The sequence below is a fragment of the Cupriavidus sp. 09_S30 genome, from assembly GCF_056930435.1.
The window spans coordinates 2,237,175-2,257,350 of sequence record NZ_JBXOWI010000001.1 but is presented as its reverse complement, the minus strand read 5'-3'; the positions used below and the strand labels follow the sequence as shown (position 1 = coordinate 2,257,350).

22 protein-coding genes are annotated in these 20,176 nt (G+C 68.8%); 15 read left to right on the top strand and 7 right to left on the bottom strand.

Annotated elements, in window-relative coordinates; translation table 11 throughout:
* Window positions 1–15: 15 nt before the first annotated feature.
* The 3 genes from trpS to AC1Z3O_RS10700 all read right to left on the bottom strand — a co-directional run bounded on the left by trpS (window position 16) and on the right by AC1Z3O_RS10700 (window position 3,639).
* On the bottom strand, window positions 16–1,059 hold the full coding sequence (gene trpS / locus AC1Z3O_RS10710; RefSeq protein WP_483515701.1) for a tryptophan--tRNA ligase: 1,044 nt from the start codon (window positions 1,057–1,059) through the stop codon (window positions 16–18).
* Between the two features lie 280 nt (window positions 1,060–1,339).
* On the bottom strand, window positions 1,340–1,795 hold the full coding sequence (locus tag AC1Z3O_RS10705; RefSeq protein ID WP_483515700.1) for a universal stress protein: 456 nt from the start codon (window positions 1,793–1,795) through the stop codon (window positions 1,340–1,342).
* Window positions 1,796–1,953: 158 nt separating this feature from the next.
* Entirely contained in the window at window positions 1,954–3,639 is a 1,686-nt protein-coding gene (locus tag AC1Z3O_RS10700) for an electron transfer flavoprotein-ubiquinone oxidoreductase (protein ID WP_483515699.1), read from the bottom strand.
* A gap of 382 nt (window positions 3,640–4,021) precedes the next feature.
* On the opposite strand from AC1Z3O_RS10700, the gene AC1Z3O_RS10695 reads away from it, so the two are divergent.
* The 7 genes from AC1Z3O_RS10695 to AC1Z3O_RS10665 all read left to right on the top strand — a co-directional run bounded on the left by AC1Z3O_RS10695 (window position 4,022) and on the right by AC1Z3O_RS10665 (window position 10,383).
* Window positions 4,022–4,807, top strand: coding sequence for an SDR family oxidoreductase (locus tag AC1Z3O_RS10695; RefSeq protein ID WP_483515698.1), 786 nt, complete (start codon window positions 4,022–4,024; stop codon window positions 4,805–4,807).
* A gap of 306 nt (window positions 4,808–5,113) precedes the next feature.
* A complete protein-coding gene (locus AC1Z3O_RS10690; RefSeq protein WP_483515697.1) occupies window positions 5,114–5,734 on the top strand; it encodes a TRAP transporter small permease in 621 nt (206 codons plus the stop codon).
* On the top strand, window positions 5,731–7,035 hold the full coding sequence (locus AC1Z3O_RS10685) for a TRAP transporter large permease (protein WP_483515696.1): 1,305 nt from the start codon (window positions 5,731–5,733) through the stop codon (window positions 7,033–7,035). Before AC1Z3O_RS10690 ends, AC1Z3O_RS10685 begins: the two co-directional genes overlap by 4 nt.
* A 61-nt stretch (window positions 7,036–7,096) precedes the next feature.
* Complete coding sequence (locus tag AC1Z3O_RS10680; RefSeq protein ID WP_483515695.1) at window positions 7,097–8,125, top strand: DctP family TRAP transporter solute-binding subunit; 1,029 nt, start codon at window positions 7,097–7,099, stop codon at window positions 8,123–8,125.
* Between the two features lie 225 nt (window positions 8,126–8,350).
* A complete protein-coding gene (locus tag AC1Z3O_RS10675) occupies window positions 8,351–8,971 on the top strand; it encodes a DUF2968 domain-containing protein (protein ID WP_483515694.1) in 621 nt (206 codons plus the stop codon).
* A gap of 155 nt (window positions 8,972–9,126) precedes the next feature.
* Complete coding sequence (locus tag AC1Z3O_RS10670; RefSeq protein ID WP_483515693.1) at window positions 9,127–9,915, top strand: hypothetical protein; 789 nt, start codon at window positions 9,127–9,129, stop codon at window positions 9,913–9,915.
* A 66-nt stretch (window positions 9,916–9,981) separates the two neighbouring features.
* Window positions 9,982–10,383 (top strand): acyl-CoA thioesterase, encoded by a 402-nt coding sequence (locus AC1Z3O_RS10665; RefSeq protein WP_483515692.1) that lies wholly within the window; start codon window positions 9,982–9,984, stop codon window positions 10,381–10,383.
* 196 nt (window positions 10,384–10,579) lie between these two features.
* Here the strand turns inward: AC1Z3O_RS10665 and AC1Z3O_RS10660 are convergent, their stop codons facing one another.
* Window positions 10,580–11,125: a PAS domain-containing protein gene (locus AC1Z3O_RS10660; protein ID WP_483515691.1), complete on the bottom strand. Its 546-nt coding sequence runs from the start codon at window positions 11,123–11,125 to the stop codon at window positions 10,580–10,582.
* A gap of 175 nt (window positions 11,126–11,300) precedes the next feature.
* Here AC1Z3O_RS10660 and AC1Z3O_RS10655 point away from each other — a divergent pair, with 175 nt between their 5' ends.
* Window positions 11,301–12,002 carry a CoA transferase subunit A gene (locus AC1Z3O_RS10655; RefSeq protein ID WP_483515690.1) on the top strand — a complete coding sequence of 234 codons (702 nt, stop codon included), beginning with the start codon at window positions 11,301–11,303 and terminating at the stop codon, window positions 12,000–12,002.
* Window positions 12,003–12,013: 11 nt separating this feature from the next.
* A complete protein-coding gene (locus tag AC1Z3O_RS10650; protein ID WP_483515689.1) occupies window positions 12,014–12,652 on the top strand; it encodes a CoA transferase subunit B in 639 nt (212 codons plus the stop codon).
* 163 nt (window positions 12,653–12,815) lie between these two features.
* Here the strand turns inward: AC1Z3O_RS10650 and AC1Z3O_RS10645 are convergent, their stop codons facing one another.
* Window positions 12,816–13,244, bottom strand: a complete 429-nt coding sequence (locus AC1Z3O_RS10645) for a VOC family protein (RefSeq protein WP_483515688.1) — start codon at window positions 13,242–13,244, stop codon at window positions 12,816–12,818.
* Window positions 13,245–13,365: 121 nt separating this feature from the next.
* A complete protein-coding gene (locus tag AC1Z3O_RS10640; RefSeq protein WP_483515687.1) occupies window positions 13,366–14,097 on the bottom strand; it encodes an SGNH/GDSL hydrolase family protein in 732 nt (243 codons plus the stop codon).
* 97 nt (window positions 14,098–14,194) lie between these two features.
* Between AC1Z3O_RS10640 and AC1Z3O_RS10635 the strand changes: the two genes are divergently transcribed.
* The gene (locus AC1Z3O_RS10635; protein WP_483515686.1) at window positions 14,195–14,665 is read left to right on the top strand and encodes an SRPBCC family protein; all 471 of its coding nucleotides are present in this window, start codon (window positions 14,195–14,197) and stop codon (window positions 14,663–14,665) included.
* A complete protein-coding gene (locus AC1Z3O_RS10630; protein WP_483515685.1) occupies window positions 14,662–16,155 on the top strand; it encodes a DHA2 family efflux MFS transporter permease subunit in 1,494 nt (497 codons plus the stop codon). Before AC1Z3O_RS10635 ends, AC1Z3O_RS10630 begins: the two co-directional genes overlap by 4 nt.
* 15 nt (window positions 16,156–16,170) lie before the next feature.
* On the opposite strand, the gene AC1Z3O_RS10625 is transcribed toward AC1Z3O_RS10630, so the two are convergent.
* Entirely contained in the window at window positions 16,171–16,440 is a 270-nt protein-coding gene (locus tag AC1Z3O_RS10625) for an acyl-CoA-binding protein (protein WP_483515684.1), read from the bottom strand.
* A gap of 213 nt (window positions 16,441–16,653) precedes the next feature.
* On the opposite strand from AC1Z3O_RS10625, the gene tsaB reads away from it, so the two are divergent.
* From tsaB to AC1Z3O_RS10605, 4 genes are read left to right on the top strand one after another with little or no spacing between them, the layout of a single operon-like run.
* On the top strand, window positions 16,654–17,406 hold the full coding sequence (gene tsaB / locus AC1Z3O_RS10620; protein WP_483515683.1) for a tRNA (adenosine(37)-N6)-threonylcarbamoyltransferase complex dimerization subunit type 1 TsaB: 753 nt from the start codon (window positions 16,654–16,656) through the stop codon (window positions 17,404–17,406).
* On the top strand, window positions 17,403–17,936 hold the full coding sequence (rimI, locus tag AC1Z3O_RS10615; RefSeq protein ID WP_483515682.1) for a ribosomal protein S18-alanine N-acetyltransferase: 534 nt from the start codon (window positions 17,403–17,405) through the stop codon (window positions 17,934–17,936). The genes tsaB and rimI overlap by 4 nt, the downstream gene beginning before the upstream one ends.
* Window positions 17,933–18,916 carry a uracil-DNA glycosylase gene (locus AC1Z3O_RS10610; protein WP_483515681.1) on the top strand — a complete coding sequence of 328 codons (984 nt, stop codon included), beginning with the start codon at window positions 17,933–17,935 and terminating at the stop codon, window positions 18,914–18,916. Before rimI ends, AC1Z3O_RS10610 begins: the two co-directional genes overlap by 4 nt.
* The gene (locus AC1Z3O_RS10605; protein ID WP_483515680.1) at window positions 18,897–20,144 is read left to right on the top strand and encodes a DUF1853 family protein; all 1,248 of its coding nucleotides are present in this window, start codon (window positions 18,897–18,899) and stop codon (window positions 20,142–20,144) included. Before AC1Z3O_RS10610 ends, AC1Z3O_RS10605 begins: the two co-directional genes overlap by 20 nt.
* Window positions 20,145–20,176: the final 32 nt, after the last annotated feature.

The following is a 20,176-nucleotide window of genomic DNA, read 5'->3' as shown; positions in this document are numbered from 1 at the left end:
GTGGCGCGGCCGCGATCAGCACGCCGCGCCGAACAGCGAGAAGAGTCCCAGGCCGGTGCGCACCTCGTCCAGCGTGTGCTGCGTCACGGCGCGGGCGCGCGCTGTGCCCTCGCGCAGCACCTCCATCAGGTAGGCCGGGTCGCGCGCCAGTTGCGCGCGCCGTTCGCGGATGGGGGCGATCAAGGCCTGCAGCTTCTCGTCCAGGCGACGCTTGAGCACCATGTCGCCGAGGCCGCCGGCGCGGTAGGCTGCCTTGAGCCGCTCGACTTCGGCATGGTCCTCGTCGAAGGCATCGAGGTAGGTGAAGACCACGTTGCCCTCGACCTTGCCGGGGTCGGAGGCGCGCAGGTGGCCGGAGTCGGTGTACATGCGCTTGACGGCAGCCTGGATTTCATCTGGCGTCGAGGACAGCGGAATGGCATTGCCCTGGGACTTGCTCATCTTGGCCTTGCCGTCGACGCCGGGCAGGCGGCCCATGGCGGGGATCAGGGCCTGCGCTTCCAGCAGTACCGGCCGCCCCGCCTGGCGGTTGATCCGGCGCACGATTTCATTGGTCTGCTCGATCAGCGGTGCCTGATCCTCGCCCACCGGCACCACGCTGGCCTGGAAGGCCGTGATATCGGCGGCCTGCGCCACGGGATAGCACAGGAAGCCGGCCGGGATGTCGCGGCCGAAGCCACGCGCCTGGATTTCTTCCTTGATGGTCGGATTGCGCTCGAACCGGGCCACCGTGACGAAGTTCATGTACAGCAGCGTGAGTTCCGCCAGTGCGGGCAGGCCGGACTGCAGCGCGATGGTGCTCTTGGCCGGATCGATGCCGACCGCCAGGTAGTCGAGCACGACTTCCAGCACATTGCGCCGTACCTTGTCGGGATCGTCGGCGTTGTCTGTCATCGCCTGCGTGTCGGCCACCAGCAGGGTCTGCTGATGCGTGTCCTGCAGTGTAAGGCGGGTCTTCAGCGAGCCCACGTAGTGGCCGAGGTGCAGCGCGCCGGTCGGCCGGTCGCCGGTCAGGACATTGAGACGGGTCGGGTCAGGGGTATCTTGCTTGTCTTGCATTGCCGGGTTCCGTTGGAATCCGCCGCAGGACGAGCGAGGCAAGAAGATGACGCGATGCCGGCCAGACTGCGGCGGACATGGTCAGGGGAATGGATGTGACGATGCCGCTCCTTCAGGAGCGCCACCAGGTGCAAAGCGGGAAAGACATCGTCGTGTGCATTGCACAAGAATGCCACAGCCGGGGGCTGCTGACAATGCCGGGTGCCGGCTGCCCGGCTGGCCCGACGTGCCCATCTTCGTTGCCGGGCGGGGCGCGCGGGTCCGCGCGCAACCCCTGCCTTCACTCGTGGGCCGGTCCCTCGCCGGTGTCCACGGCCACCAGCACGCTGCAGGACACCTTGTCGAGCAGCAGGCCGTGCCCCTGTCCGGCCCACCACCGCGCCAGCAGGCCGCAGCGCTTGTGTCCCACCACGATCAGGTCGGCACGGATCCGGTCGGCCATGCGCGCGATCTGGTCGATCGGGCTGCCGGTGGCGAAGTGCCCGGTCGCGCTGATGCCGCGCGCCTCCAGTTTCTCGACGCCTTCACGCAGGATTTCCCGCGCCGACTGTTCCTCGACCAGCGTGGCTTCCATCACTGCGGCGTCATAGCCCCGGATCCAATAGGCATTGTCGAGGACAGCCAGCAGGTGGGTCTCGGCGCCCACGCGTTGCGCCAGTTCCGCGCCCAGGCGCAGGGCCCGGCGCCCTTCGCGCGAGCCGTCATAGCAGAGCAGGATCCGAGAGAACAATTCCATCGCACCACCTCCTCCATGTTGGCGGAGCGCCACACGCCGCCCGGAAGGCGGCCGGCGAACCATGGAAAAAGTATAGATGGCGCTACAAAAAAAACGGCAGCGCGCCGGCTGCCGTTTTCCCTAACCGCTTCGCCGCGCGTGTGTCCGCGGCGCGCCTCTTACATGCCCACGTAGTTCGGGCCGCCGCCACCTTCCGGCGTGACCCAGACGATGTTCTGGGTCGGGTCCTTGATGTCGCAGGTCTTGCAGTGCACGCAGTTCTGCGCGTTGATCTGCAGGCGTTCCTTGCCATCGTCGCCTTGCACGAACTCGTACACGCCGGCCGGGCAGTAGCGGCTCTCGGGGCCCGCGTACTTGTCCCAGTTGATCTTGACCGGCACGGTCGCATCCTTCAGCGTCAGGTGCGCGGGCTGGTTTTCCTCGTGGTTGGTGTTGCTGATGAAGACCGAGGACAGGCGGTCGAAGGTCAGCTTGCCGTCCGGCTTCGGATACGCGATCTTCGGGCACTCCGCCGCCGGCTTGAGCGCCTGGTTATCCTTCTTCGTGCCGTGCAGCGTCCAGGGCGGGCTGGCGACGCCGATCTTGGGCAGCAGCCATTGCTCGACGCCGGTCATGATCTTGCCCAGCGTCGGGCTCTTCTTGAACCACAACTTGAAGTTGCGCGACTGGTCCAGTTCTTCCTTCAGCCAGCTCTGCTCGAAGGCGGCCGGGTAGGCGGACAGTTCATCCGCCGAACGGCCGGCGGTGACGGCCTCATACACGGCGTCACCGCACATCATCCCGCTCTTGATGGCCGCATGGCTACCCTTGATACGCGCGGCGTTCAGGTAGCCGGCGTCACAGCCGACCAGCGCGCCGCCCGGGAACACCGTCTTGGGCAGGGCCTGCGGCGTACCGTTGTTGATCGCACGGGCGCCGTAGCCAATGCGCTTGCCGCCTTCGATATGCGCGCGGATGGCCGGGTGGGTCTTCCAGCGCTGCATTTCCTCGAACGGGTTCAGCCACGGGTTCTGGTAGTCCAGGCCGATGACGAAGCCGAGCGTGACCTTGTTGTCTTCCAGGTGGTACAGGAAGCCGCCGCCGAAAGTGTCGTCCTGCATCGGCCAGCCGGCCGTATGCACCACCAGGCCTGGCTTGGCCTTGGCCGGGTCGATTTCCCACAATTCCTTGATGCCGATGGCGAAGGTCTGCGGGTCCTTGCCAGCGGTCAGCTTGTACTTCTCCAGCAGTTGACGGCCCAGGTGGCCGCGCGCGCCTTCGGCGAAGATCGTGTACTTGCCCAGCAGTTCCATGCCGAGCTGGAAGTTCTCGGTCGGCTCGCCGTCCTTGCTGATACCCATGTTGCCGGTGGCGACGCCGCGCACCGCGCCCTTGTCGTCGTACAGTACCTCGGCTGCCGCAAAGCCCGGGAAAATCTCCACGCCCAGCGCCTCGGCCTGCGTCGCCATCCACTTGACGACATTGGACAGCGAGATGACGTAGCAGCCGTGGTTATGGAAGTTGCGCGGCACCAGCCAGTCGGGCGTGCGCTTGACGCCGGTCTCGCTCAGGAACAGCACGTCGTCGCCGGTCACGGGCTGGTTGAGCGGGGCACCGTCCTGCTTCCAGTTGGGCAGCAGCTCGTCGATTGCGCGCGGATCCATCACCGCGCCGGACAGGATGTGGGCGCCGGCCTCGGAGCCTTTTTCCAGCACGCAGACGCTGACGTCGTTGCCCTTCTCCTGCGCGAGCTGCTTCACCCGGATGGCGGTCGCCAGGCCCGCGGGGCCGCCGCCGACGATGACGACGTCATACTCCATGGCCTCGCGGGGGCCGAACTGCTCCAGGAGCTGTTGCTGATCCATTTGTCTCTAACCCTCTGTTTTCTTTGCAGCGTGCGCGGGATGGCATCCAGGCTCCGCCGCTTTCGCGTGCGGGACTCGGGGCATTATCCTTTGCAATTTGTGGGATATGCGGTGATCGGTCTTCATGCAAACCGGGCAGTGGGATTTTTCCCTCTTTCCCTTTGCCTGCCAAGTTCTTAGAATCTCCGGCATTGTCCGGGACTCGCCACCCGCAGGCAAGGATTTTTTTTGAACGATCGTTCGTTTTTTTGGTATGCTGCCTTTCGCCACACCTGGCCCTGCGGGCCGGGGCCGGCGGCAGCATGCGAGATCCAGGCAGGAAGGGACGGAAAGCGCGCGCCCTGGGGCGGGTGCCTGGCTCCTTCCGCAAACAGAGGTCATCATGGGTTTGTCGATTAATCTGGAAGGCAAGGTCGCAATGGTGACCGGTGCCTCGAGTGGTCTGGGCAAGCGCTTTTCTCACGTGCTGGCAGCGGCCGGCGCCAAGGTGGTACTGGCTTCGCGCCGTACCGAGCGGCTCAAGGAGTTGCGCGCGGCCATCGAGGCCGAGGGCGGCAACGCCCACGTCGTGCGGCTGGATGTCACCGATCCCGACAGCATCCGCGCGGCCGTCGCCCACGCCGAGACCGAGGCTGGCGCCATCGATATCCTGGTCAACAATTCGGGCGTGTCGACCACGCAGAAGCTGACCGACGTCAGCCCCGACGACTTCGATTTCGTCTTCGACACCAATACCCGCGGCGCCTTCTTCGTGGCGCAGGAAGTGGCCAAGCGCATGATCGCGCGGGCCAAGGGCGCGGAGAAGACGGGCAACCCGCTGCCGCAGTCGCGCATCGTCAACATCGCCTCGGTAGCGGGGCTGAAGGTGCTGTCGCAGATCGGCGTCTACTGCATGAGCAAGGCCGCGGTGGTGCACATGACCCGCGCCATGGCGCTGGAATGGGCGCGCCACGGCATCAATGTCAATGCCATCTGCCCGGGCTATATCGACACCGATATCAACCACCACCACTGGGACACCGAGGCGGGCCAGAAGCTGATCCAGATGCTGCCGCGCAAGCGCCTGGGCAAGCCCGAGGACCTCGATGGCCTGCTGCTGCTGCTGTCCTCGGACCAGTCGCAGTTCATCAACGGTGCCGTGATCACCGCCGACGACGGCATGGTGTAAGCGGCCTGGCGCCGGATGGTGTCATCCGGCGCAAATCGGAGGCAAGCCAGGGCCCCGGCCGGCGCCACAAGCGCGCGGCGGCGGGGTCTGTCGCTTTCGGTCAAGGGCGTATCCGGTCCCCTTTGGCCATGGCCTTGGTCGCCTCCTCGAATGCCGCCACTAGCCGGGCGCGCAAGAAATCCTGGTGGACAGGGCGCCACTCTTGGCATAATCGCCATGTATTCCGATTAAGTCTTTACATAATTCAAAATTCAAAACCGCCGCGACCGCCATGGTCCGCGCGGACCGGACCGGAGGCCGGGGAGGATGGAGCAACAACGGGAGGCGCGGCGCGAGCCCGTGCCGCAGCATGTCGTCGATTCGACGGTCATTCCGCAGGCGGCCGACGAAGCCGTCGAGGCAGAATTCCGTGTCTCGCCGCGCATCGAGGACTGGATCGCCGTGATCGTCATGGTGCTGCTGGTGGGCATCACCTTCGCCAACGTGGTGGTGCGCTATTTCACCGACGAGTCCTTCGCCTGGACCGAGGAGTTCTCGGTCTTCCTGATGATCGTGCTGGCGCTGGTGGCCGGCAGCGCGGCGGTGGCGCGCGACCGCAATATCCGCATCGAGTACTTCTTCGACCGTGGCAGCGAAGCCCGGCAGAAGCGCCTGGGCGTCCTGTCCGCGCTGGCCGTTGCGCTGATGTTCCTGGCGCTGGCGGTGCTTGGTGCGCGCATCACCTGGGATGAGTACACCTTCGGCGAGACCTCGCCCGGCATCGGCGTGCCGAGCTGGTGGTATTCGGTCTGGCTGCCGCTGTTCTCGCTGGCCATCGTGCTGCGCGCGCTGGGGCTGGCGCTGCGCAATGTGCGCGCGCTCAAGGCGCTGCATGCCGCGCGCCAGGGCGCGGCCGCCGGTGCGACCGATGCGGGAGGCGCGCAATGACGCTGATCGCCATCATCCTGTTCGTCGTCTTCATCGGCCTGATGCTGCTGGGCGTGCCGATCGGCGTCTCGTTGGGCTTGGGCGGACTGGTCGCCATCGGCCTGTCCAACCTTGATACGCAGATGTTCGGCCTGCTGGCCGTGCCGCAGAACTTCTACGCCGGCCTCGCCAAGTACCCGCTGCTGGCCATCCCGATGTTCGTGCTGGTCGGATCCATCTTCGACCGCTCGGGCGTGGCGCAGCGCCTGGTGACCTTCGCCATCGCCATCGTCGGGCGCGGCCCCGGTATGCTGCCGCTGGTGGCTATCCTGGTGGCCATGTTCCTGGGCGGCATCTCCGGTTCGGGCCCGGCCAACGCGGCCGCGGTGGGCGGGGTGATGATCGCGGCCATGTCGCGCGCCGGCTATCCGGGCGCCTACAGCGCTGCGGTGGTGGGCGCGGCCGCGGCCACCGACATCCTGATTCCGCCGTCGGTCGCCTTCATCATCTACAGCGTGCTGGTGCCGGGCGCCTCGGTGCCCGCGCTGTTCGCCGCCGGCATGGTGCCTGGCGTGCTGGCCGGCGTGGCGCTGATCGTGCCGGCGGTGTGGCTGGCCCGCAAGCACAATATGGGCGCCATCGAGGCCGCGCTGCCGCGGCCGCCGTTCTGGAAGAGCCTGCGCGAGGCGGCCTGGGGCCTGGTCGCGCCCTTCCTGATCCTGGGCGGCATGCGCGCGGGCTGGTTCACGCCGACCGAGGCGGCGGTGGTGGCGGTGGTCTACGGCCTGTTCGTCGGCATGGTGGTCTACCGCAGTATCGGCCTGCGCGACCTCTTCGTGATCTTCCAGGAGGCGGCCGAGACCTCGGCGGTGATCCTGCTGGTGGTGGCGCTGGCGGGCATCTTCGCCTATGCGCTGTCCACGCTGGGCGTGATCGACCCGCTGGCCGACGCCATCGCTCATTCGGGCCTCGGCGAGTACGGTGTGCTGGCCCTGATCGTGCTGCTGCTGATGACGGTGGGGATGTTTCTGGACGGCATCTCGATCTTCCTGATCTTCGTGCCGCTGCTGCTGCCCATCGCCAACGCCTTCCACTGGAACCCGGTCTGGTTCGGCGTGGTGCTGACGCTCAAGGTGGCGCTGGGCCAGTTCACGCCGCCGCTGGCGGTGAACCTGATGGTGTCCTGCCGCATCGCGCGCGTGCGCATGGAGGAGACCGTGCCCTGGGTGATCTGGATGCTGCTGGCGATGTTCATCGCCATGCTGATGGTGCTGGCCTATCCGCCGCTGGCGACCTGGCTGCCCGAACGGCTCGGCTACTGATGCCGGGACCGACCACGATGATGAAGAACTGAATAACGATTCCCGAGAGGAGAGGAAACCGATGAAACGCCGTGCCCTGATGCTGTCCGCCGCCGCCGCGATTGCCGCCGCCGCCTTCGCGCCCGCCGGCGCCATGGCCCAGAACTACAAGGCCGAGTACAAGATGTCGCTGGTGCTCGGCCCCGCCTTTCCCTGGGGCAAGGGCGGCGAGATCTGGGCCGACCTGGTGCGTCAGCGCACCAACGGCCGCATCAACATCAAGCTGTACCCCGGCACCTCGCTGGTGGCGGGCGACCAGACCCGCGAATTCTCTGCGATCCGCCAGGGCGTGATCGACATGGCGGTGGGCTCGACCATCAACTGGTCGCCGCAGGTCAAGGAGCTGAACCTGTTCTCGCTGCCGTTCCTGATGCCCGACTACAAGGCGCTGGACGCGCTCACGCAGGGCGAGGTGGGCAAGTCGATCTTCGCCACGCTGGAGAAGTCCGGCGTGGTGCCGCTGGCCTGGGGCGAGAACGGCTTCCGCGAGGTGTCCAACTCGAAGCACGAGATCCGCAAGCCGGAAGACCTGAAGGGCTTGAAGCTGCGCGTGGTCGGTTCGCCGCTGTACATCGAGACCTTCAATGCGCTGGGTGCCAACCCGACGCAGATGAGCTGGGCCGACGCCCAGCCCGCGATGGCCTCGGGCGCCGTCGACGGCCAGGAGAATCCGCAGTCCGTGTTCGCGGCGGCCAAGCTGTACACGGTGGGCCAGAAGTTCGTCACGACCTGGGGCTACGTGGCCGACCCGCTGATCTTCGTCGTCAACAAGCAGATCTGGGAAAGCTGGACGCCGGCTGACCGCGATATCGTCAAGCAGGCCGCCATCGACGCCGGCAAGCAAGAGACCGCGCTGGCCCGCAAGGGCCTGGCCGAGCCGGGCACGCCGGCCTGGAAGGACATGGAAGCGCACGGCGTCAAGGTGAGCCAGCTCACGCCGGCCGAGCACGATGCCTTCCGCAAGGCGACCGCCAAGGTCTACGACAAGTGGAAGAAGCAGATCGGCGTGGAACTGGTGGGCAAGGCTGAGGCTTCCATCGCCAAACGCTGAGCGATAGCGAGCTGATGACGACGGGCGGTGCCGCGGGGCACCGCCCGTTTCTTTATCCGCTTCACGTAGCGGGGTTTCGGATCGGTCAAATACGGATTCAGACTGGTCTGATACCGCAGAAGCAGGGCGGTCGCTAGACTTGGCGGTCTTTTCCAGTCCGATGCCATGCGTTCGAGCCTGATTCGTCCACGCCGGATCTTCCCGGCCGCCCTGCGGAGCGCCGTATTGCTTGCGGGTGCCGTCGTTGCCGCCGCAGCCGTGGCGGCGGAGCCGGTGGCTGCCGCCCCGGGCGGCAGCGATGCCCCGGTGCCTGCCGAAGCGTCGCAAGGCCTGCTCGGCGAACTCGACACCCGCATGCGTGAGGGGAGGGTACGCGAGCTGCGCACCAGCTACGACGGCGACTACGGCGCCAGCCTGCTGGTCGCCGATGACACCGTGGTGTGCTATCTGGCGCTGCTGCATCACCGCAAGCTGTGGCGCGTGTTCCGCTTCGACGATTTCTCTTCCGCCGAGAAGGCCTACTTGCGGCTTGCGCAGCAGAACGCCGCATGGGCACGCGAAGCCATCCTTGGCGAGGTGCTGACGGCCCAGCAGCGAGAGTTGGCACGGCTCACGCAGGAGAGCGAGGCACGGGCCGGTGCGCTCGACCGGGATGTGCGCATCATGCAAGCCCAGCGCCGGCAGATGCTGGAGGAGCAGCAGGCCACGCGCGAACAGGTGCAGGCAGCACACGTCGAGAACCGCGCGGCGCGCATCCGCCTCGAGCAGCTGCACAAGCGTATCCGTGGCCTGGAGACCGATCTGTCCGACGCCGCGGCGATCGCCCCGGCGCCCCTTGCCCGTTGAGCAGCGGACACGGCTGGCAATGCCACCTTCGGGTGCCGCATTTGCCGAAGTTTCGCGGGCCGCGCGCGGCCTCCCTTTGCTAGCATCCGGCCATCTCGGTATGCGGGCCGAGACCGTCGCGGCGTCGCCCGTCATCCTTTGAGCAGGCGCATCCCATGATCAATGCTTTCCCACCCGACAAGTACCCGGGCATCCTCGTGCCGCCGCCCTTCGGCACCCGCTTCGACGTACGCGAGGCCATCGCGGCCATGCGTGCGGAGGCGGTGGCCAGCTATGTGGCGCAAGCGTCGGGCGGCCTGCTGCGCTCGCGGCAGCGCGCGTTCCGGCGTGGCGTGGTGGGCGGCCTGCTCGCGGGGCTGGTGCTGGGACTGGCTGGCGGCGGCCTGACCTGGTGGCTGTACACGTTGCAGCAGCCGGGGCAGGTGCAGGCCGCGCGCACGGTGCCAGTCCGGCCGCCGCCGGAGGTCGCGGCACAGGCAGCGCCGCCGGCCGTTGTCGCCGCGCAGCCCGCGCCGGCGACGAAGTCCCCGCCGGCCGCAGCCCCGGCCGCGCCTTCAAACACGATTGCGGCTGATGTGCCGCGGCCATCCCAAGCGAACCCAAGTCCCCCGGCGCATACGCTGACGAGGGCACCCGCCTCGCATCCCGGCAACGTGGCGACGGCGGGTGGTGGACGCCAAGTGGCTGCCGGCCGCGTCGGCGGCGCGGCGGCTCCAGCCTGGGTGGAGCGACAGGAAGGGGCGCCGGCGCGGGGCATCCCGGCGCGACGGCCGGCGGTGGTGGCTACGGCGCCGCACCGGGTGTCGGTGTCCGGGGCCGGCAGGGCTGCGGCCGAAGACGCTTCATGGCGGCCCGTCATGGTCGCGTACGTCGCGCAAGACCATTCAGGCTCGTCAGGCACCTCGTTCGCCTTGAGGCAGCACGCGCCGCTGCTCGGCGACTAGCTGACAGCGTGCATCGGCGTGCACAGGCGATGGCGTGAATGGCCACGCCGATGTAGGCTAGCTGCCATGAAACCCGTCTACACCCTCCCGATGCCCATCCGTTGGGGCGACATGGACGCCATGGGCCATGTCAACAACACCGTCTATTTCCGCTATATGGAACAGGCGCGCATTTCCTGGTTCGAATCGCTCGGCCACGGCGGCAAGGATGCCGATGGCCGCGGGCCGGTCGTCATCAACGCGCACATGACCTTCCTGCGCCAGCTGCGCTACCCGGGCGATATCGAATGCCGCCTGTATGCGGGCGCGCCGGGGCGCAGCAGCTTCGAGACGCGCGTCGAGATCCGCCGCATCGACGAGCCGGACGTCGTCTACGCCGAGGGCGGCGCCAAGGTGGTCTGGAGCGACTACGAGGCGGAAAAATCGGTGCCGCTGCCCGACGCCATCCGGGCGCTGATCTCGGGCTAGGGCGGCGCGCCGTCTGCCGGGCAGCGCCGGCCGGCTAGTCCACTGAATCATTGAAATGGGAGGTGAAGGACATGCCATGCGGGAATCAGCGCTAGGCGCAAAGCGCAGCAATAGCACGGCTATTGCGAGCATTTGCAACGACGCGATGAGCCCGCATGGCGTGGCAGGCACCGACCGATTTCAGTGATTCAGTGGACTAGTGATTGACCAGCCGCTGCACCAGGTCCACCGCGGTGCTCGCGCCGTACTTCTTCATCAACCGTGCCCGGTAGATGTCGACGGTGCGCGGGCTGATCGCCAGCAGCTTGCCGATCTGCTTGCTGGTCTTGCCGTCCACCAGCTGGGCGGCGACGTCGCGTTCGCGCGCGGTCAGCTCGGCGGTGACGGGGCGCTTCTGCGACAGGTCCTCGAAGGTCCAGATGCCGGCGCCCAGCGGATCCTTGCGGTCCAGCGCCCGGCCGGTCACGTGGCACCAGAACAGTTCGCCGGCGGCGCGCTTCATGATGCGCTCGTCCGAGTACATGCCGCGCGTGTTCATGATCGGCACGATGCGTGCGCCGATGCGCTCGAATTCGTCGGCGCTCGGGTAGAGCACCTGGAAGGACTGGCCGACCAGCGCCTGCCGGGTGGTGCCGAAGATGCGGCAGACCTCGTCGTTGCAGTCCTCGATGATGCGCTCGCGTGACAGGACCAGGCCCACGGGGGCGAGCTGGAAGGCGGTCTGGTAGTCGATTGCGGGCATTTCCTTATGTATTTTTACGTAATGGCCTAGCAAGTGCCGCATCGCGTATGCTGTCGGTTGGTCGACATGGCGGCGCTTGCCGCCCGATTGTACCGTTACAATTTCCCCGCGTCGCCCGCCGCCGGCCAGACCGGCGGCTCCACGCGAACGGGAACCACCGAGGAAGGAGCAAAGCATGAACAAGGTCTACGCCAGCGCCGCCGAGGCGCTTGCAGGCGTCGTCCGTGACGGCCAGACCATCGCGGTCGGCGGTTTCGGTCTGTGCGGCATTCCCGAGGCGCTGATCGAAGCGCTGCGCGACAGCGGTGCCAAGCAGCTCACCTGCATCTCGAACAATGCAGGCGTCGACGGCTTCGGTCTCGGCCTGCTGCTGACCACGCGCCAGATCCGCAAGATGATCTCGTCCTACGTGGGCGAGAACAAGGAGTTCGAGCGCCAGTACCTGGCCGGCGAACTGGAGCTGGAGTTCACGCCCCAGGGCACGCTGGCCGAGAAGCTGCGCGCCGGCGGCGCGGGCATCCCGGCCTTCTTCACCAAGACCGGCGTGGGCACGCTGGTGGCCGAAGGCAAGGAGATCCGCGAGTTCGACGGCCACCAGTACGTGATGGAGCGTTCGCTGACCGCCGATGTGGCGCTGGTCAAGGCCTGGAAGGCCGATCGCGCCGGCAACCTGATCTACCGCCGCACCGCCCGCAACTTCAACCCGATGTGCGCGATGGCGGGCAAGGTGACCGTGGCCGAGGTCGAGGAGATCGTCGAGACCGGCACGCTGGACCCGGACGAGATCCACACGCCCGGCATCTTCGTGCAGCGCATCGTGCTGAACACCAACCCCGAGAAACGCATCGAGCAGCGCACCGTGCGTGCCGCAGCCTAAGGAGACGCATCATGGCATGGACACGTGAGGAAATGGCGGCGCGCGCCGCCACCGAGCTGCAGGACGGCTTCTATGTGAACCTCGGCATCGGCCTGCCGACCCTGGTCGCCAACGCCGTTCCGGAAGGCATGGAAGTGTGGCTGCAATCGGAGAACGGCCTGCTCGGCATCGGCCCGTTCCCGACCGAGGACGAAGTCGATCCCGACATGATCAATGCCGGCAAGCAGACCGTGACGACGCTGCCGGGCTCGTCGATCTTCTCGTCGGCCGATTCCTTCGCGATGATCCGCGGCGGCCACATCAACCTGGCCATTCTCGGCGCCATGCAGGTCAGCGAGCAGGGCGACCTGGCCAACTGGATGATCCCGGGCAAGATGGTCAAGGGCATGGGCGGCGCGATGGACCTGGTGGCCGGCGTCGGCCGCGTGGTCGTGCTGATGGAGCACACCGCCAAGAAGAAGGACGGCGGCGAGGACCTGAAGATCCTGAAGTCCTGCACGCTGCCGCTGACCGGCGTGGGCGTGGTCAACCGCATCATCACCGACCTGGGCGTGATCGACGTGACCGAAGCCGGCCTGAAGCTGGTGGAAACCGCGCCGGGCGTCAGCCGCGAAGAGATCCAGGCGAAGACGGGCGCGCCGCTGCTGTAAGCGCTGCCTGCGCCGGGGCTGGGCGTCTGAGCCTGCCTGGCGGTCTTGATCGTGAAAGCAGAAGGCCCCGCCGGGTGAACCGGTGGGGCCTTCTTGTTTTTCGGCGGCGGCCTGGTTCCTGCGAGCGCGCCGGCGGCCGGAATCGGGTCGGTCCCAGCCGCTCTCAGGCCGGAACGGCCGCCACGCCCGGCAACTGCAGCCCGGCCAGCACGCCGGCGCCCAGCCAGTGCCCGGCTTCGCGCTCCGCCACCGTCCACTGGACGAACTGCAGGGCATTGCCGAAGGGGTCCAGCACCACGGCCTGCAGTCCGGCGCCGCAGTCCTGCGGCCAGTCCTCCAGGTCGGCGCCCGCCGCCAGCGCCCGTTCGACGGCGCACTCGAGGTCGGGCACGAGCCAGTCGACCCGGGCCGGAGCCATGCGCCGCGCATTGCGCCGCGGCAGGGCCAGCAAGATCTGCACGCCCGGCCCTGCGTGCATTGCCACCGTTGCGGTATCCGGCCGGCAGGACCCGGGGCGCAGGCCCAGGGCATCCCGGTAGAACGCGATGCCGTGGGCGAGATCGTCGACCTCGATTCGGATCAGCAATTGCATCACAGCCTCCATTGCGTACGCGCGCCCGTGTGGCGCAATGTCGGCATTGTGCGGAAGGGCTCCTGACAACCCCTGTCAGGAGCCTGCGCGCGCCCGGCGGCGCGGCCCGGTAAGGTCGGCGCTAGACTGGGCGCGCCAGCAGCGGGGCGACCACGTCTGCCAAGGCATCGCCCAGCGCGACGTGGGCGTCGGCATCCAGGTGCACCCCGTCGACCTCGCTGCTGCGGATCACGGTGCCGGCATCGAACACCGGGCAGCCCAGCATGCCGCAGACCTCGCGGTAGGCCTCGGCCAGCCCTGCGCACTTGTGCTCGCCGCCGGCGAACTTGGGCGCGAGCGGGCCGCGCGGGGTGCGGATCGGCGGCGGCGTCACCACCAGCACCGGCGGCACCGGCATGCCGGGTTCGATCGGCGCGCCGCGGATGGCCTGGACCAGGGCGGCAATGCCCTGGGCGGCATGCCAGGCATTGTGCGGATGCATGGACTGGAAATCGTTGCTGCCCAGCATCAGGATCACCAAGGCCAGCGGCGAGTGCATTTCGATGCGCTGCTGCAGGCCATCCAGGCCCCGCCGGCCGGGTTTGAAGGGGTCGTCCCAGACCGTGCGCCGTCCGTTCAGGCAGTCCTCCAGCACCCGCACCGGCGCACCGGCGCAGGGCCCGCCGGGGCCGTTCAGCGCGCCCTCCAGCCGTCCAGGCCAGCGCACGGGGAAGGGCAGGCGGCGCCGTGTGCCCGGCACGATGCCCCAGGACAGGGAATCGGCGTAGACCAGGATCTGGCGCGGGTCGGGTGTGCCGTCGGGCGCGCTGTCATGCGGATGGTGGCCGCTATGCGTTGGCTGGGTGTCGGGCATGGCAATCTCCGGCAGACAGGGGCGGAATCAAGAAATGATGCGGCTTGGTACACGGTGCCGTCATAATATCGATTACATCCCAATCTGGAGAAACAAGTTGCGCTTCGAGCATCTGGTAGAGATCAATGACCCGGCCGACCCGCGGCTGGCGCCGCTTACGCCGGAGCAGCTCTGGCAGGGGCTGGTGCTGCGTGCCATGGAACCCGAGCTGTTCATGCTCGGGCTGGACCGGGCCGAGATCGTCGCGCGCGGCGACAACTGGATGGAGCGGGTGCTGCATTTCGGCGAGGCCGCCGTGCGCGACCGCGTGGTGCTGGAGCCGCGGCGCGCCCTGCGCTACGAGAGCGCGGCCACGGCCGAGCACGCTGGCGGCACCCTCACCATGATGATCGAGACGCCGGTCGAGGGCGCGCTGCTGCTGCGCTTCATCTACGAGACCACGATGCCTGCTGTCGATGAGACCGGCAACGATCGCTACGCCGAGATCGTCAAGTCGGCCTATCACGAGGCAGACCTCGACACCGTGCGCAAGATCCGCGAACTGGCCGACGGCGGACGGCTCGGGTGAGCGAGCAGCCGTCGACGGCACAGGCCGCCGCACCCCGAGGGGCGCCGACGCGCGCCTCGTTGCGCGCGCGCTACGGCGAGCGGGCGCGCTGGCGCGTGCTGTTCACGCTGATGCTGGGCACGGTCTCCTCGATCGTCTCGTCCACCATCGTCAACGTCGCCATTCCCGACCTGAGCCGCCACTTCGGCCTCGGGCAGGAGCGCGCCCAATGGGTGGCAGCCAGCTTCATGATCGCCATGACGCTGTCGCTGCTGCTGACGCCCTGGCTGCTCAACCGCTTCGGACTGCGGCGCACCTTCATCGGCTGCCTGGCGCTGCTCGGCTGCGGCGGCTTCATCGGCGGCTTCTCGCCCACCTATGGCGTGATGATCGCCATGCGGGTGGCCGAGGGCGTGGCGGCGGGCATCCTGCAGCCGCTGCCCAATATCCTGATCCTGCGCGTTTTCGAGGAGCGAGAGCAAGGCAAGGCGATCAGCCTGTTCGGCTTCGGCGTGGTGCTGGCGCCGGCGCTGGGGCCCAGCCTGGGCGGCTTCCTGGTCGAGGCCTTCGGCTGGCGTTCGATCTTCTTCGTGGTAGTGCCCTTGACGCTGGCGGCATGGTGGATGGCGCGCCGCTATATGGCGGTGGATTCGGCGATGATGGGCGAACGCAAGCCGCTGGACTGGCGGGGGCTCGGCCTGGCCGGCATCGCGACCGTCAGCCTGCTGAACGGCGTGGTGGCCATGCGCGGCGAGCTGGCCGGCGGCCTGGCGCTGGTGGGCCTGGGGCTGCTGATGCTGCTGGCCTTCGTGCTGTGGCAGCTGCGTGCGCCGCATCCGCTGATGAACATGCGCCTGTACAGCTATCGGCAGTTCGCCGCCGGCGCGCTGGTGGCCTTCATCTACGGCGCCGGCTTGTTCGGCTCCACCTACCTGCTGCCGGTCTATATGCAGATGGCGCTGGGCTACACGCCGTCGCGCGCGGGCGTGGTGCTGCTGCCGGCCGGGCTGGTGCTGGCCGTCACCATCGCGGTGGCGGGCCGGTTTACGCACCGTGTCCCGCCGCACCGGCAGGTTTCCCTCGGGCTGGCCCTGCTGGCCCTGTCCTTCCTGCTGATGGCGACGGGTTCCCAGTCCACGCCCTACCTGCTGCTGATCCTGTGGGCGATCATGGGCCGCATCGGATTGGGCTGCATCCTGCCCTCGCTGACGCTGGGCGCGATGCGCGGCGTGGACTATTCGCTGATCCCGCAGGGATCCAGCTGCATCAACTTCCTGCGCCAGCTGGGCGGCGCGATCGGCGTGAGCCTGGCCGGGGTCGGCCTGCAGTGGCGCCTGGCCGAGCACGGTGCGGTGCTGGGCGCGACGGCGGCGGGCGATGCCGTGGCCGCCGCGGCGCGCATCCGCGCGTTCGACGAAACCTTCCTGGCAGTGGGCGTGGTCATCGCCAGCGCCATTCTCGCCGCCTGGCGCATCCGGGCGCGGCCCGAGCCGCCGGCGGCCCAGGCCTGAGCGGGGCGCCCGGCCTCAGGACGCGCTGCCGCTGCGCAACTCCTCGACCAGCGCGATGTACTTTTCCTTCGCCTCGTCCCGGCCGGTGCCCTTCAACGTTTCCCAGGCCTCGAACTTGTAGCGCCCGACGAAGTCGGTCATGCCCGGCTTGTCGCCATGGGCGTCGCCTTCGCTGCCCTGCTTGAACAGCGCATACAGGCGCAGCAGCGTCATATTGCTCGGACGCTCGTCGAGTTGCTTGACGTCGATCTGGGCCTGGTCGAAGCGGGCCTGCAGTTCGCTCATGGTGTTCTCCTGTGTCAATCGTTGGGTAATCGTTGGAAGGGCGATGATAGCCCCGGCGCCTGTGCGCCGGCCTAGAAAAAAATCGAGGAAGCGCTCGGTTGCGCGGAGCGGCCTGCTTGTTCGGCCTGACGGTGCGGCCGGATGGTGCGGGCGGAGACGGTGCGGCGTGCGCGCGGATGCGGCAAGCGGGCCGACAGCGGATACAATCCCGCCATGTCCTGGATCCTTGCAGTTGAAACCTCCACTGAGTGGTGCTCGGTGGCCCTCGGCCACCTCGCCGCGGACGGCACGCTGGAGTGCCTGTCCCGCCACGAACACACCGGCGCACGCTCCTCTTCGCGCGTGCTGCCCGCCGCCGGCGAACTGCTGGCCGAGGCCGGCATCGCGCTGGCCGATTGCGCAGCCATTGCCTTCGGTGCCGGCCCCGGTTCCTTCACCGGACTGCGCACCGCTTGCGGCGTGGCGCAGGGCCTGGCCTTCGGCGCCGGGCTGCCGGTGGTACCCGTCAACACCCTGATGGCCTGCGCCGAGCGCGCCCGGCGCGAAGGGCCGCCGCTGCCGGCCGGCACGGCCGTGCTGGTCGCGCTCGATGCCCGCATGGACGAGGTCTATGCCGGTGCCTTCACCTGGCACGACGAGCGCTGGCAGGCGCAGACCGCAATGCAGGTCGGCCCGCCCGAAACGGTGGCGCTGCCCGCCGGGCCGTACTGGCTGGCCGGCAATGCAGCCGAGGTGTTCGGCGAGCGCCTGGCCGGCCTTGCCGGCGCAGCACGGGTGGCGCCGGATGCGATGCCGGACGCGCGCGCCGTCGCGGCGCTTGCCTTCGGCGCGCTGGCCCGCGGCGAGGCGGTCGATGCGGCAGAGGCCATGCCGATCTACCTGCGCGACAAGGTCGCGCAGACCATCGCCGAGCGCGAGGCCGTGGCCGCGCAGCGTGCGGCGGCGGCCGGCGGAGACAAGCCATGAGCGGCGCTTTGCCAGAGGGCGCCGGCGGCTGGCCGGAGTTGCCCGAGATGCCAGCCATGCCGGCGGGTTGGGCGCTGGCCCGCATGACTGCGCTCGACGTGGAAGCCGTGGCCGAGATCGAAGCGCGTGCCTATAGCCATCCGTGGACCCGCGGCAACTTCGAGAACTCGGTCAAGGCCGGCCATCTCGGCCTGACACTTCGCGACGCGGCAGGCGCCCTGGCCGGCTATGCGGTGCTGATGCCGGTAGTCGACGAGATGCACCTGCTGAACATCACGGTGGACCCGGCCCGTCAGCGGCAGGGTCTGGGCCGGCTGCTGCTGGCGGCGGCGCTGGCCACGGCCGAGGTCCATCACCTGCATACAATGCTGCTGGAAGTGCGGCCGTCCAATGGGGGCGCGCTGGCGCTCTATCGCGAGGCGGGATTCGTCGAGATCGGCCGGCGCAAGGGCTACTACCCGGCGGTGGGCAAGGGCCGCGAGGACGCGCTGGTGCTGCGGCGCGCCTGGACGGGAGGGCAGGCGGCATGACGGACAGGCGCGCACGTTTCCTCGAGGTCCTGGGCATCGCCCACGAATGGCTGCCGCGCACCTTGCCGCCGGCGGCCGAGGATCCCGGCGCCGGGGGCGCGACCGACGAGGCCGTGCCGCCGGCGACCGCCGCGGCCTTGCAGGCGCAGCATGCGCCAGTGGCTCCGGCAGTTCCGCCAGCGTCGGAGGCGCCGGCCGCACCGGTGGCGCCGATGGTGCAGGCCCGATCCGCACAATCGGCACAATCGGCGCAATCGGACTCCAGCCCGGCAAGGCAGCCCGTGGCCGAGGCGCCGCCCGCACCGGTGGCGGAAGCCTCACCCGAGCGGCCGGTGCGCGTGCCGGCACCGACGGAGCCTGCCAGCGCAACCGCGCCCGAAGGGGCGCTGTCCGCACGCGCGGCGGGCATTGCCGCGCTCGACTGGTCGGCGCTGGAGACCCAGGTATCGGCCTGCACGGCGTGCAAGCTGTGCAGCACGCGCACGCAGACAGTCTTTGGCGTGGGCGATCGGCAGGCCGAGTGGATGCTGGTCGGCGAGGCGCCCGGCGAGAACGAAGACAAGCAAGGCGAGCCCTTCGTCGGCCAGGCGGGCAAGCTGCTGGACAATATGCTGGCCTCGCTGGGGCTGGCGCGCGGGCGCAATGTCTTCATCGCCAATGTGCTCAAGTGCCGCCCGCCGGGCAACCGCAATCCGGAGCCCGATGAAGTGGTGCAGTGCGAACCCTACCTCAAGCGCCAGATCGCCCTGGTGCGGCCTCGCCTGATCGTGGTGCTCGGCCGCATTGCCGCGCAGAGCCTGCTGCGCACCACCGCGCCCATCAGCAAGCTGCGCGGCAGTGTGCACAGCTACGAGGGCATTCCCGTGGTGGTGACCTACCACCCCGCCTACCTGCTGCGCACGCCCGCCGATAAGGCGCGCGCCTGGGACGACCTCTGCCTGGCGCGCGAGGTACACGGCCATGCGGGAGCCGAGGGTTGACGCGCCGCTAGCCGCCGGCGGCACGCCTGCGCGCGCGCCGCTGTGGCGCGCAGCCGCCTCGCAGCGGCTGCGCGACCTGGCCTGGTGCACGCTGTCGCCCCCCTTGCTGGCAAGGCTGCCGGCCGCCAGCATCGCGCCGGGGAATCCGGCCGGCGCCGTGCCCGCGCGTTGGCCTGCCCGGTCGCAGGCAGCCTGGGAACACTGGCTGCAGGCCGCCGACCCGGACGGTCTCCCACCCACCGTCGACGAACTGGCTGCCGGCGAACGCGATGGCCGCAGCCTGCGGCTGGGCCGCCATGCCGAGCGTCTGCTCCACTTCGCGCTGGAACGCTGCGCGGGCCTGGAGCTGATCGCGGCCAACCTGCCGGTACGCCGCACCTCGCCGCGCGGCGTGCAGACGCTGGGGGAGCTGGACTTCGTCTGGCGCGACCTGTCCGACGGCGCCTTGGTCCACTGGGAGATGGCGGCAAAGTTCTACCTGCTGGTGGAGCCGGCTGCGCCGCAAAGCGGCGCCGGCGGCGTGGGCGCGGAAGCCCGCGAGGCGGCCCGCCTGCGCAGCTTCGTCGGCCCGAACCTGGTCGACCGTCTGGCCGACAAGCTCGACCATATCGTGCGCCGCCAGTTGCCGCTCGGCCACTCGCCGGAGGCGCTGGGGCTGCTCGGGCAGTCGCCGGCGCGCAGCGAGGCCTACCTGCTGGGCTGGCTGTTCTACCGCGACGGTCGGCAGCCAGACTGGCTGGAGGGCGCGGGTTTCGCCCCGGACCACCAGCGCGGCTGGTGGTCGACGCTGCCGTCGTGGTCGGCGTGGGCAGCGGGTCGCGGCGGTGTGCGCTGGTGTCGCCTGCCACGCTCGCGCTGGCTGTCGGGTGCCCTGGTCCCGGCGCAGCAGACCGAGGACGCGGCCACGCTGCAGGCCGGGCTGGCCGCACGCTTCGCCGATCCGCGCGATGACCGGCACTGGCGGCGCGAATCGCCCGTCATGGTGTGTGAGATGGAGCCGGCCGGACCGGGGGCGCCCGGGATGTGGCGCGAAGTGTCACGGGGATTTGTAGTGCCGCCCGACTGGGAGCAGCGCGCCAGGGTGCGCACAGGCGAAGCGCAAGGCTCGCAGGGCACCCAGGGTACAAATGGCGGGGAGGCTGCCGAAGAGGCGGAGGGCGACAACGGCAACGGCAACTGCAACGGCACCAGCGGTGTCTTGGCTGCCGATGTCGCGCCATCGGACTGAGCGGGACTGAGCGCCCACGCCGCGGCAGGCCG